Source organism: Advenella kashmirensis W13003, from assembly GCF_000506985.1.
In the GTDB taxonomy this organism is placed as follows: Bacteria; Pseudomonadota; Gammaproteobacteria; order Burkholderiales; family Burkholderiaceae_B; genus Advenella; species Advenella kashmirensis_A.
Genome location: NZ_KI650982.1, coordinates 250,438 through 263,310, shown reverse-complemented (window position 1 = coordinate 263,310; position 12,873 = coordinate 250,438). Strand labels below are relative to the sequence as shown.

Annotated in this window: 13 protein-coding genes; 8 read left to right on the top strand and 5 right to left on the bottom strand. The window is 53.9% G+C overall.

Annotated elements, in window-relative coordinates; translation table 11 throughout:
• Positions 1–123 precede the first annotated feature (123 nt).
• Complete coding sequence (icd, locus tag W822_RS43210) at positions 124–1,380, top strand: NADP-dependent isocitrate dehydrogenase (RefSeq protein WP_024007040.1); 1,257 nt, start codon at positions 124–126, stop codon at positions 1,378–1,380.
• 119 nt (positions 1,381–1,499) lie between these two features.
• Here the strand turns inward: icd and W822_RS0124090 are convergent, their stop codons facing one another.
• Positions 1,500–2,015 carry a MarR family winged helix-turn-helix transcriptional regulator gene (locus W822_RS0124090; RefSeq protein WP_051401847.1) on the bottom strand — a complete coding sequence of 172 codons (516 nt, stop codon included), beginning with the start codon at positions 2,013–2,015 and terminating at the stop codon, positions 1,500–1,502.
• Positions 2,016–2,177: 162 nt separating this feature from the next.
• On the opposite strand from W822_RS0124090, the gene W822_RS43205 reads away from it, so the two are divergent.
• Entirely contained in the window at positions 2,178–3,125 is a 948-nt protein-coding gene (locus W822_RS43205; RefSeq protein WP_024007038.1) for an alpha/beta fold hydrolase, read from the top strand.
• A gap of 74 nt (positions 3,126–3,199) precedes the next feature.
• Positions 3,200–4,417 carry an ABC transporter substrate-binding protein gene (locus W822_RS43200; protein ID WP_024007037.1) on the top strand — a complete coding sequence of 406 codons (1,218 nt, stop codon included), beginning with the start codon at positions 3,200–3,202 and terminating at the stop codon, positions 4,415–4,417.
• Between the two features lie 60 nt (positions 4,418–4,477).
• Here W822_RS43200 and W822_RS43195 read toward each other — a convergent pair whose 3' ends face one another.
• Positions 4,478–5,128 (bottom strand): GntR family transcriptional regulator, encoded by a 651-nt coding sequence (locus tag W822_RS43195; RefSeq protein WP_031243577.1) that lies wholly within the window; start codon positions 5,126–5,128, stop codon positions 4,478–4,480.
• 156 nt (positions 5,129–5,284) lie between these two features.
• Here W822_RS43195 and W822_RS43190 point away from each other — a divergent pair, with 156 nt between their 5' ends.
• The 3 genes from W822_RS43190 to W822_RS43180 are packed head-to-tail and all read left to right on the top strand — an operon-like array spanning position 5,285 to position 7,630.
• Positions 5,285–5,947, top strand: coding sequence for an RraA family protein (locus W822_RS43190; RefSeq protein WP_024007035.1), 663 nt, complete (start codon positions 5,285–5,287; stop codon positions 5,945–5,947).
• 18 nt (positions 5,948–5,965) lie between these two features.
• Positions 5,966–6,970, top strand: coding sequence for a Bug family tripartite tricarboxylate transporter substrate binding protein (locus W822_RS43185; RefSeq protein ID WP_034280919.1), 1,005 nt, complete (start codon positions 5,966–5,968; stop codon positions 6,968–6,970).
• A gap of 39 nt (positions 6,971–7,009) precedes the next feature.
• Positions 7,010–7,630 (top strand): RraA family protein, encoded by a 621-nt coding sequence (locus W822_RS43180; protein WP_024007033.1) that lies wholly within the window; start codon positions 7,010–7,012, stop codon positions 7,628–7,630.
• Between the two features lie 82 nt (positions 7,631–7,712).
• On the opposite strand, the gene W822_RS43175 is transcribed toward W822_RS43180, so the two are convergent.
• Both W822_RS43175 and W822_RS43170 read right to left on the bottom strand, forming a co-directional pair.
• Complete coding sequence (locus W822_RS43175) at positions 7,713–8,708, bottom strand: tripartite tricarboxylate transporter substrate-binding protein (RefSeq protein WP_155848211.1); 996 nt, start codon at positions 8,706–8,708, stop codon at positions 7,713–7,715.
• A 37-nt stretch (positions 8,709–8,745) separates the two neighbouring features.
• Entirely contained in the window at positions 8,746–9,912 is a 1,167-nt protein-coding gene (locus W822_RS43170) for a mandelate racemase/muconate lactonizing enzyme family protein (protein ID WP_024007031.1), read from the bottom strand.
• Positions 9,913–10,037: 125 nt separating this feature from the next.
• Between W822_RS43170 and W822_RS43165 the strand changes: the two genes are divergently transcribed.
• The gene (locus tag W822_RS43165) at positions 10,038–10,943 is read left to right on the top strand and encodes a LysR family transcriptional regulator (protein WP_024007030.1); all 906 of its coding nucleotides are present in this window, start codon (positions 10,038–10,040) and stop codon (positions 10,941–10,943) included.
• Positions 10,944–11,083: 140 nt separating this feature from the next.
• Positions 11,084–12,049, top strand: coding sequence for a Bug family tripartite tricarboxylate transporter substrate binding protein (locus W822_RS43160; RefSeq protein WP_031243571.1), 966 nt, complete (start codon positions 11,084–11,086; stop codon positions 12,047–12,049).
• On the opposite strand, the gene W822_RS43155 is transcribed toward W822_RS43160, so the two are convergent.
• The gene (locus W822_RS43155; protein WP_031243570.1) at positions 12,050–12,754 is read right to left on the bottom strand and encodes a GntR family transcriptional regulator; all 705 of its coding nucleotides are present in this window, start codon (positions 12,752–12,754) and stop codon (positions 12,050–12,052) included.
• Positions 12,755–12,873: the final 119 nt, after the last annotated feature.

Below are 12,873 nucleotides of genomic sequence, written 5' to 3'. Positions count from 1 at the left end.
TGAGGGGACGGGGATTTCCCGCCGCAAGACAGCGGTTTTTCAGTTAAACTAGTATGTCTTATATAAGACTCGTTTATCCAACGATCGTCTTCATGTTTTTTACTTGTGGGTTACGGAGCCAGCATGTCTTACCAGCACATCAAAGTCCCTTCATCGGGCGAAAAAATTACGGTCAACGCCGACTTTTCTCTGAATGTACCTGATCAGCCGATCATTCCCTATATCGAGGGCGACGGCACAGGCGCCGATATCACGCCTGTCATGCTCAAGGTAGTCGATGCGGCTGTTGAGAAAGCATACGGTGGAAAGAAAAAAATTCACTGGATGGAAATTTACGCCGGTGAAAAATCCACCAAGGTGTACGGTTCAGACGTCTGGCTGCCCGAAGAAACCCTGGAAGCGGTCAAGGATTACGTTGTTTCCATCAAAGGTCCTTTGACAACGCCCGTCGGCGGTGGCATTCGTTCTCTGAACGTGGCGCTGCGCCAGCAGCTGGACCTGTATGTCTGCCTGCGCCCCGTGCGCTATTTCAAAGGTGTGCCTTCACCAGTACGTGAGCCGGAAAAAACCGACATGGTCATTTTCCGTGAAAACTCCGAAGATATTTATGCCGGTATCGAATTTGAAGCAGAATCCGAAAACGCCAAAAAGCTGATCGCATTCCTGCAAAACGAACTGGGCGTCAAGAAAATCCGTTTCCCGCAAACGTCCGGCATCGGTGTCAAACCCGTTTCTCGCGAAGGAACAGAGCGTCTGGTTCGCAAGGCAATTCAGTACGCGATCGACAATGACAAGCCAAGCGTGACTATTGTTCACAAAGGCAACATCATGAAATTCACCGAAGGTGGATTCCGTGACTGGGCCTATGAACTGGCACAGAAAGAATTCGGCGCCGAGCTGATCGACGGCGGACCATGGAGCAAAATCAAGAACCCCAAAACCGGCAAGGATATCATCATCAAGGATTCCATTGCTGATGCGTTCCTGCAGCAAATCCTGTTGCGCCCTGCAGAGTACTCCGTCATTGCGACACTGAACCTGAACGGTGACTATGTATCTGACGCGCTGGCCGCCCAGGTCGGTGGTATCGGTATTGCCCCGGGCGCCAACTTGTCCGACTCCGTTGCCATGTTCGAAGCCACACACGGTACAGCACCTAAATATGCCGGCAAAGACTATGTGAACCCAGGTTCGGAAATCCTGTCTGCTGAAATGATGCTGCGTCACATGGGCTGGACTAAAGCGGCTGACCTGATCATCTCTTCAATGGAAAAATCCATTCTGTCCAAGAAAGTCACTTATGACTTTGCCCGTCTGCTTGAAGGCGCCACGCAAGTGAGCTGCTCTGGTTTCGGTCAGGTCATGATCGAAAACATGTAATACCATTGACGTTACTGACGTCAACGCAAAAGCTCGCACGGTTAGTCTCGTGCGGGCTTTTTGTATTTCAGGTGTGATACTTGCGTCGCTGGAAAGAGCACCGGTGCAAATCGGTACAGTCATTCAGGTTGTTTTGGAAGGCGGGACGCGTCGGTGGCGTCGTTTGCCAACGGGCGTGTGTTCCATTGCGGGGCATGGTTGCACAATTTACGCAATAGCTTTTCCAGTTGACGGTATTCAGCCTGAGACAGGCAGGCAATCATGTCCTGCTCGCGCAGCACAAGCCCAGGCATAAACCGGTCATGCAGTGTGCGACCTGCTTCGGTGATATACAACAACTGGCGACGCTGGTCTTCCGGGTGTGGCTGGCGGGAAATCAGTTTCTTTTTTTCCAGCGCTGTCACAGCCCGACTGATATTGGTTTTCAAATGTCCTGAAAAATCACAAATGTCTGCTGCAGAAATGCCATCCCGGTAGTAAAGAAAAATCAGCGACAGAATTTCCGGCCGGGTGAGTCCGTATTCGGCTTCAATTGCCCGGAACGACGGCTCGCGGTAGCTATTGATCATGTAGCCGAGTTTATAGGCCATGGGGATCGCCACGCCATCAAGAATATCGCTCAGATTCTGCCCCATTGTCTCTCGTTTAAAGTAGTCAGGTCGCGCCATTATAACCAGACCGGGTCTTGGTTCGTCGTCGCAGTCATTTTTGATATTTTGGAAATTGGTTGCATATGGTACTAATTGCCATTACACTGATCGGAAAATAATCCTGAAAAATCAGCGCCCGGAGGAGAAATGAACAAACCGAACGCCGTGTCTGACAACTTACCGCCTGTTGTTGCCACCTTACCCAGATGCTTTTATTCGGGCACCCGAACACATCCGGTGTACGTTGATTATATTGAACCGACGAACGCGATTGGTGGGCGTATGCCGATTGTCATGTTGCATGGGGCATTTCACACCGGCTCGGGTTACATTGCCACACCTGATGGCAGGCCGGGTTGGGCCTTCTATTTTGCGCAGCGCGGGCATGCTGTTTTTGTGGTGGATTGGCCTGGCCACGGGCGTTCGCCCGCCTCGGCCTCATTTCATACATTATCGGCAACGGACATTGCAGATGCCATTGCAGTACTGCTCGAATCCATCGGCCCAGCCATTGTGATGGCGCATTCGGCAGGCGGGCCCATTGCCTGGGCGCTGTGCGAGCAATGCCCGGAAAGCGTGGTGGCTGTCGTGGGCCTGGCGCCGGGGCCACCGGCCAATATCCAGAAACCATTGCCTGACGACCGGGCTGCCATCGAGGCGCTGCGAAACGATGAGTCTGCCGGTTGTCCGGTCTATTCGCCAGAAGATGCCCCGGTATATGTAGACGAGCCATTTATCAAAAATTTCTGGGCCAATGCTGCGCGTTTTCCTCAATGCGGAATGGACGCCTACTGTAAATCCATTGTCGCCGAGAGCGCCAGAATACTGAATGAACGCTTCAATATAGGGGGCAGGGGGCTTGCTGTGAATGACCCGGCCCGTGTTGCTGATCGGCCGATCCTGATTGTCACTGGCGATAGCGATCCGCGTCACCCCAGGCACGTGGACGGAAAACTGGCGGACTATCTGAATGCCGATCATCTGTGGCTGGCCGACGCGGGGATGCCTGGAAATGGACATATGTTCATGCTTGAAGACAACAGCGACGATATCGCGGCGTTGATTGCAGGCTGGCTGGACACAAAGAAGTTGTAAATCACAATAACAGTTGGCATAGGCAGATCCCGGGCGATCGCACCGGATGCCAGCCATCTTTCTGGAGACGGAAAATGGGAAAGAAAATGAAGCAGCTTGCGTTGGCAGGCAGCATGATGCTGTGTATGAGCGCGCAGGCGCAAGTGTCCGATGATATTGTCAAAATCGGTGTTCTGACCGATATGGCCGGGGTCACCGCCGATGTGACGGGCAAGGGATCGGTCGTCGCCGCGCAAATGGCGGTGCAGGAGTTTGGCCAGACTGTGCTGGGCAAGCCGATCGAGATTGTCTCGGCAGACCATCAGCATAAGACCGATCTGGGCGCATCTATCGCCCGCCAGTGGTATGACACGGGCAAGGTTGACGCCATCGTGGATATACCCAACTCGTCAATTGCACTTGCCGTGCAGCGTATCGCCAAACAAAGCAAAAAAATCGTCATGTTTTCGGGGGCCGGAACGACAGCGCTGACAAATGATCAATGCTCGCCTTACGGATTTCACTGGACCTACGATACTTATGCGCTCGCACACGGCACTGCCTCGGCTGTTGTGCAAAATGGCGGCAAGGACTGGTTCATCATTGCATCCGATTATGCGTTCGGTGCGCAACTGGCCAAGGATACCACCCAGGTAGTGACGGCTGGCGGGGGCAAAATCCTGGGCACGGTACGCCACCCGCTGAATCTGTCTGATTTTGCGTCTTTTTTATTACAGGCACAGACTTCCGGCGCCCAGGTGGTGGGCATTGCCAATGCCGGAAACGATACGATTACCGCCATCAAACAGGCGGGTGAATTCGGCATCACCCAAAGCGGGCAGTCGCTTGCCGCCATGATTCTGATGATCGATGACGTGCACAGCCTGGGTCTGGACGTGGCTCAGGGTACCTATCTGACGACGGCATCCTATTGGGATATGGACGATAAAACACGCGAGTGGTCTAACAAATTCATGCAGCAGACCGGCAAAATGCCGTCCATGCTTCAGGCGGGTGTATATGGTTCGGTACTGCATTATCTGAAGGCTATTAAAGCGGCTGGCTCCGATGATGCTGATCAGGTCGCTGCGGCGATGCGCACATTGCCCATAAACGACGTTTTCACGCATGGTGCAAAAATAAGGGAAGACGGTCGCGTACTGCGTGACATGTATCTGGCGCGCGTCAAGTCGCCTGCCGAATCAAAATATCCGTGGGATTACTTCACCATCGTACAGAAAATCCCGCCCGAGCAGACGACCATGCCGCTGTCTCAAAGCACTTGCCCAATGGTGCCCGCGGCCAGCAAGTGAGAGCGGGGCGGGTGAAGGCGATGCCAGAATGGTTTTATCCCGATCTGTTTTGCGAGCAGCTCAACGCTGCTCTTTCAGATGATCGATCATGCGGATGGCCACAGCAGAGGTATGCCGCATATGGTCAACGCAAGCCTGCCAGGCTTCGGCTTCATTGTTTGCGTCTATGGCCTGGCCAATACGGCGCATTTCCTTGAGCGTATTGCGAATGCGACCCTGGCTCAGTATTGAGGTTGCCCGCAGGCGTGATATTTTGCCGTGAAGTTCCTCAAGACTGCTTTTAAGTACGCTGTTGTAGCAACCATCGAGCAAGGCATTATAAAAATCTTCGATGGATGTTAATTGGGCAGCGATATTTTCTTTTTCAATGGCCTGCTCCAGATCCTGCAATGCCTGGTTCAGCGCGTCGCGCTGGATTGCAGTTGCCATATTGATGAAATTGCGGGCTGCCAGGCCTTCAAGCACCGACCTGACCTGATAGATATCTGCTGCTTCGCGGGCATCCAGCGTGGCAACGCGTACGCCCTGGTTCGGCCGTATTTCTATAAAGCCTTCCTGCTGCAGCAACTGAATCGCTTCCCTGACCGAAGATCGGCTGGCGCCTGTGAAATCACATAGGGCCCGTTCTGTGAGGCGGGTTCCGGGCGCCCAGCGGCCTTCCATGATCTGCTGCTTTATCGTCCTGGCGATCGCTAAACGTTTCGATGTCATGTGCAAATGCGGGTGTGTGAGTGTATCTAGACGCAGAAGTATAACCGATATGGCATTTGCTTCATGATTTATATTGTCAGACAATTTATATAAAAATAACAGACAATATGTGTTATATTTCTGGACAATTAATTTAAAACAGGAGCGAGTCAACTAATGCAGGAAATCTGGCAGAAAACCAAATATCAGGCGCTGGCCAATGCAGAAATTTCAGACGCACTGGATTTTTTCGGATTGCCCGGTAGCGCACACGGACTTGTCGGGGTGACACACGCCTATCGGTTCATGGGTACCGCGTACACAGTACGCTTTGCGCCGCTGGACAAGGCAAAGCCGGGTACAGTGGGTGATTTTATTGATGATGTCCAATCCGGACAGGTCATTGTGCTGGACAACGGCGGCCGGACCGATTGCACGGTTTGGGGCGGCATACTCAGTCAGATCGCCCGGTCACGCGGCATTTCCGGCACCGTGATTCACGGCGTTTGCCGGGATGTAGAGGAGGCGGTGCAGTGTGGCTACCCCATCTTTAGTCGCGGCACGTTCATGCGAACCGGCAAAGACAGGGTACAGGTAGAAGCCATTAATGAAAGTGTGTCGCTCGGGGACGTACGTGTCAATTCCGGCGACCTCGTGTGCGCGGACCAGGATGGCATTGTCGTAGTGCCCGAAGGATGGATTGTAAAAGTCCTGGAGAAAGCCCTGGATATTCATCAGGCGGAACGGTCAATTGTAGAAAGCGTCAAATCAGGGATGACATTGAAACAGGCGCGCGAACAGCAGGGCTACCACCAGTTACAGCGCAGCCAACAAAATTGAACAATAAGGAGACCAGACATGAATAAAAAAATAAATACCCAGTATCGACTCAAAAGATGGCTTGGCACGGCGCTCGCTGTCGGGACGGCGTTCACGGCATCTGCGCCGGTCGCCGTTGCTGCCGATTTGGCGTGCAGCAATATCACAATTATTTCCCCCTATCCACCCGGGGGGACGACCGACATTCTGGCACGGCTTCTGGCGCCGGGAATGCAAAAGGAACTGGGCAAAACGGTGATCGTGGATAACAAGGCCGGCGCCAGCAGCAACATCGGCACGGAGTTTGTCGGTCGGGCCAAGCCTGACGGTTGTACACTATTGCTGGGCAATAATACCGGCGTTGTAATTAACCGGAACCTGTACAAGCTTCATTTGGATCCGCTTAAGAGCCTGACCCCGATCGGCGAAGTGGCTGCAGTACCGCTGGTACTCTATGTGAATCCCGGGAAAATACAAGTCAGTAGCGCGCAGGAACTGGTCGACGCTTTGAAGAAAAAACCTGACCAATACAGCTTTGCGTCGGGCGGCAGTGGTAGTCCGCAGCACCTGGCAGGCGAAATGTTCAAACAAATGAAAGCGGTCAATATGTTACATGTGCCGTATCGGGGTCAGGGTCCGGCGATGAATGACGTAATTGCGGGGCATGTGCCTATTGCATTTGAAACAACCGCCGTGTTGTTGCCACATGTGAAAGCAGGGTCGGTCAAGGCATTGGCAACGACAAGCGCCGCACGCACAAAAATACTTCCCGACGTTCCCACGATGGCCGAATCGGGCTTCAAGGACTTCGTGATTGAAAACTGGTACGGGGTTTTCGCGCCTGCAGGAACCCCGCCCGAGTTGGTCGAAAAACTCAATAAAGCAGTCAATGTCGCGCTGAAAACCCCGCAGATGACCCGGGCGCTTGAGCAGATGGCTTCATCTGATGTAGCGGGTTCAGCCAGTGCGTTTGCCGACTTCATTGGCAAGGAAGCGCCGGTGTGGACCGACGTAGTACAAAAGTCAGGCGCCAAAGTCGACTGATTGACAGATTGATATTCAATAACATTCAAGGAAAAAGGCATGGACGAACTGGCGCAATTGTTTGAAGGCGTTCCCACGTCAATCATCAGTGATTCACTGCGTCGCCTGGCAGGAACGCGTACACTGGTTCCTCGTCACAAGAGTGCTGCCCTTGTGGGAGTTGCCTACACTGTAAAGGTGCGCTCGGGCGACAACCTCCATATTCACGATGCTTTGCGCAAAGCTCAGCCAGGGCAGGTTCTGGTGATTGACGGGGAAGGGCACACGGACCGTGCTTTGCTTGGGGAAATCATGATGAGCGTGGCAAGAATGCGCGGTCTGGCGGGCTTTGTCGTGCATGGCGCGATCCGCGATGCAGATGCGTTTGTAAAGCATGATTTTCCATGCTATTCCAGGGGCGTCACACACCAGGGACCGTTGAAAAACGGCCCGGGTGACCTGGCTATTGCGATTGCAATTGAAGGCTGTGTTGTACATCCAGGGGATATTGTTGTGGGCGATGGTGATGGTGTCGTCTTTATTCCGCGTGATCAGGCTGCGTCCGTTGCTGCCGCCAGCCGTCGCAAAATGCAGGCAGAAGCGCAAGTCCTCGCGGGGATTGTCAAAGGCGAGTATGACGACGCGTGGATAGACCAGGCGCTTGCGGCACAGCTTGTCTAGATGCGTGGGCAACCCCAATGCAGAGCCATGGGCTTGCATAGCCGGACTGGATTGGGGTTGGCAGATACAGCGCGCGTCGATTTTACTCTGGCTGAATTCCTGCATTCTTGATGACGTCAGACCAGCGGGCTGCTTCTTTTTCAAAAAAGGCCCGATGTCCTTCGGGAGAGAGTCTGTCGTCATTGACAACTGAAATCGCCAGCGCTTTCTGACGCCTGATCAGGTCGGGATTTTTCAGTGCAATACGCAGGGCGGCATTGATCTTGTCGACAACAGGTTTGGGAGTCCCATGCGGTGCATACAGACCATGCCAAACGCTGAAATTGAACCCCTTCAGTCCTGCCTCGTCCAGTGTGGGGACGGATGCCAGCGCGGGTATGCTCATGCGCTGCATGCTGCTCACGCCATAGACCTTTACTTTCCTGCTTTCGATCTGCGGAATGCTATTGGTTGCCTGCTCGCACATGATATCGATTTGCCCGCCCATCAGGTCAGTCATGGCCGGTGCAGTCCCTTTATACGGAACAAATGTCATATTGCTTTTGAGCGTGCTTTGCAGCATGAGACTGCACAGATGCGATGCCGAACCGACGCCGGCATTGGCCAGATTGATGCTGCTGTCCTTGTCGGCAATGTATTGTTTAAGCTGGGCGAAATCGTCTGCCGGTAATGCGGTTTTCCCAATTAGTGTCGACGGGGCTTCATTGATCAGTCCGAGAAATTCAAGGTCGTCTATTTTGTATCCGGGGTCTTTGTAAAGCGAGTGCGCAGTCGCCAGGCCGATATGGTGAACCAGCAGGGTGTAGCCATCATTTTTTGCGCGCGCGACTCGCGCAGTGCCGATCGTGCCACCCGCACCCAGGCGATTTTCGATCACGATAGGCTGCCCCAATGGTTCGCGTAGCGCTTCTGCGACATCGCGGGCGATTTTGTCGGAAGGGCCGCCTGCAGAAAACGGCACGACAATGGTGACGCTTTTTTCTGGATAGTCGGCCCTGGCCATCGTTCCTGCGGCGAGTGCAACAAGGCCGGCAAGCAGGGTGATGCCGAATTTCATTCGTGGTGCATGTGTATTCATCTGGTGTCTCCTCCTGGTTTGTCTGTCGGTTGTGTTGTTAAGCTGACAGTTGCTGCATGACTTTATACAGATCCGCCTTGCCTTCAAAGCCGATGCCGGGCAGATCGGGCATGGTGATATAGCCGTTTTCCACCTGCACTGAATCGGGAAACCCGCCAAAGGGCTGGAAGAGGTCGGGGTAGGATTCATTGCCTCCCAGCCCCAGACCCGCTGCGATGTTCAATGACATCTGGTGACCGCCATGCGGAATACACCGGGTACGTGACCAGCCGTGCTCGTGCAACATATCAAGTGTGCGCAGGTATTCGACCAGCCCGTAACTGAGGGCGCAGTCAAACTGCAGCCAGTCCCGGTCGGCGCGCATGCCTGCATAACGAATCAGGTTTCGTGCGTCCTGCATGGAAAATAAATCTTCTCCGGTGGCCATGGGATTCGGGTAGTAATTTCGCAGTGCAGCCTGCAGTTCGAAGTCCAGCGGATCGCCCGGTTCTTCGTACCAGAACAGGTCATAATTTGACAGTGCTTTCGCGTAAGTAATGGCAGTATCCCTGTCAAAGCGCCCGTTGGCATCTACCGCCAGTTTCTGCCCATCCTGAAGCACGCTTAGAATGGAATCGATACGGCGCAGATCTTCGTCCAGTGATGCGCCGCCGATTTTTTTCTTCACCACGGTGTAGCCGCGATCAATATAGCTGCGCATTTCATCCTTGAGTTTGGTGTGATCCTGCCCGGGATAGTAATAACCGCCGGCCGCATAAACAAAAACCCGGCGATCCGGTTGCCCATCGCCGTAGCGGTCGGCCAGCAGCTGGAACAGAGGCTTGCCTTCAATTTTTGCGACAGCATCCCAAACAGCCATATCGATGGTGCCAATAGCCACGGAGCGTTCTCCATGACCGCCCGGTTTTTCATTGGAAAAAAGCGTGGACCAGATTTTGTGCGGATCGAGATTGTCGCCGGCGTCGTCGTTTAATGTATCGGGATCCGCTTCCAGAAGCCGGGGAATGAAGCGCTCGCGCATCAAGGTTCCCTGGCCGTATCGGCCATTGGAATTGAAACCGTATCCGATGACGGGTTTGCCGTCGCGAATGACATCTGTGATGACCGCTACCAGGCTCAGCGTCATTTTGCTGAAATCAATGTAGGCATTACGGATGGGCGAGCTGATTGGAAAGGTTTTTTCGCGGATTTCAACTATTTTCATTGTGTGTTCCTGATGATTGCACTCATGGCCGTGTCGAAAGACAGGCGTTGCATCAAGATTACGTGTGAAATGGAGTTGAATAATTCACTTATAATTAATTATAAATTTTCTTAAAGTGCACAATCGTGATTTCTGACCTGCAGTTTATCGTGACACTGGCCCGGCACGGCAATTTGTCTGCTGCCGCAAGAGCCCTTGACGTAACGCCACCGGCCGCGACCAAAAGGCTCGCGCAATTGGAAAAACGGCTTGGCGTCAGATTGGTCAATCGTACAACACGCAGTCTGAGCCTGACCAGTGAAGGCGAAACTTATGTCCGGCACGCGACCCGGATACTGACTGATATTCGCGATATGGAAGACATTATTTCATCCAGTCGCAGACCGCGCGGGCTGTTGCGAATCAACGCGACATTGGGTTTTGGCCGAACCACGATCGCACCGCTGGTGTCGGATTTTGCCAAACTTCACCCGGAGGTGGAGGTGCAAATGGAGGTGACGGACCGCCCGGTGGATCTGGTGGAGAGTGGTTTTGATCTGGCCATCCGGTTTGGCGCTTTGCCCGACAAACGCCTGAATGCGCGACGGATTCTGTCCAATCGCCGGTTTCTTTGCGCTTCGCCTCTTTATCTCGAGCGCCACGGCACGCCGTCGGCCCTGGCTGACCTGGTCCATCACAAATGTATTATCCACAGGCAGAATGACGACGCGTATGGTATCTGGCGTTTCACGCATCATGATCACAGCGAAGTCGTGAAGGTCCACGGTTTGCTCTCGAGCAACGATGGCGACATTGTGCTGGGCTGGGCGCTGGAAGGGCACGGGATTCTGATTCGCTCCGAGTGGGATTTGGCAAAGTATCTTGAAAGTGGTCGACTCCGGGTCGTCCTGCCGGACTTTACGCTTCCTTCTGCCGACCTGTATGTCTATTATCCCAGTCAGCGCAATCTGGCTGCGCGCACCAGGGCCTTCATTGACTTTCTCGTGGCGCATTTTGGAGGAGCGACGGATGTGCAACAAAACATCAGTTGAACATACCCGCGAGAATCCGTTTGAACTGCGTGATTCGGCCTGACAACGACCGCGTCTGCTCATTTTGTCGGGGTTTCTACTTTATTGTATTCTAATGTATTCATTGGTATATTATAAAATTAAATCGAAGGAGCAACCCCATGTTCGGTCTCAAACCCTGTATGCTGGCGATTTTGCTGGCAAGTCCCGCCGTCGTTCTTGCGGCTTACCCCGAGCAGCCCATCCGGCTGATTGTGCCGCATCCGGCCGGCGGTTCGTCCGATATTCTGGCTCGTACCATGGCGGCCGCCATGTCAAAGGATTTGAGGCAATCTATTGTTGTGGAAAACAAAGGGGGCGGAAATGGCGCCATTGCGGCGCAGACGGTGGCCACTGCCAAGCCCGATGGCTACACACTGCTGCTGGCGACCGCCAGCACCCATGGCATCAATCCGACACTCTATAGCAAGCTGAACTACGATGCCGTCAAGGATTTTGCGCCGGTTACGCTGTTTGCGACGGTCCCCAATGTGCTGGTCGTGGGGGGCAACCATAAGGAAATGAAAGGGCTGAAAGACCTGATCCAGTATATGAAGGACAATCCCGGCAAAACAAATATGGGATCCGCCGGCAGCGGTACGCCGGGTCATCTGGCCGGCGTCATGCTTAAAGACGCGGAAAAACTGGATCTGGTGCACGTTCCGTTCAAGGGGGGCGCACCGGCGATCAGCGCCCTGATCGGCGGTCAGACCGATTTCATGTTTACGACCATTCCGGGCGCCATCAGCCATATCAAGGCAGGTTCCATCAAAGGGCTGGCAGTGTCCTCGGCAGAACGGTCCGAGGCGTTGCCCGATCTGCCTACGGTAGCAGAAGCGGCCGTGCCCGGGTTTGAAGCGGTTTCATGGCATGGGCTGGTTGCACCCGCCGGCACGCCGCAAAATGTGATTGACACGCTCTATCAGTCAGCCAGCAAGGCGTTGGCCGGCGAGGAAGTCAAATCCAAGCTGGCGCACGAAGGCGCCCGCGCGGCAAAAATGACGCCAGGCGAATTTGGCTCCTTTATTCAGGCGCAGATCGGCACCTGGGGCAAAGCGGTCAAATCCTCCGGAGCCCGAGCCGACTAATCAGTTGCGATCCAGCAGGAAGCGGCTAAGCCGAACCTTATACGCTTCGCTGATATGCCGGCTGGCCAGTGCTTGTGCCTGATCCGGATTACGTTGCTCCAGCGCGCCGATAATTTCCTGATGTTCTTCGCGTGCCGTCGAGGGTCGGCCGCTTTCGGCCAGCGTGCTTTTGCCCAGCAGAAGCATGGCGTTCTGCAGCACCTGCAAGGTCTTGAGCAGATAGCGGTTGTGCGCGCATTGGTAGAGCGTTTGATGAAACAGGCGGTTGTTTTGTGACAGGGCGGCCGGATCGTTCAGGGTTTCGTCTCTGTCAATAATCTGTCTGAGTACGGCGATTTCGACGTCGGTGGCATGGCGCGCTGCCAGGGCTGCCGCCGTGCTTTCCAGCACCCGGCGCATCTCATAAAGCTCGCCGACCATATTCTGATCCAGTTCGGTAATAATGAGTCCCCGTTTCGGATCGTTTGTTACCAGCCCTTCGGACATGAGTCGGTTCAGTGCTTCCCGAACCGGCGTGCGGCTCAAGCCGATGTCGGCAGCCAGTTCTGTTTCACGCAAACGGGTGCCGGGCGGCATGGTGCCGTTTTCCAGCGACTGAACAATATAGCTGTAAGCCTGATCGCTCAAGCTCACGCCGCGATCATTGGCCGCGTTGGAATCAGCATCGGACACAGCCGGGCGAAGGGTCGATTTGGATTTAGCCATTATATATTTCCTGGTTTTTGACACAGCATAACGCAAATGGTCAGTATTGCGGCGTTTTTCAAGTGTTTATACACAGCAATAAATAATTGTGTACAATAGAATACAACAGTATATTATTT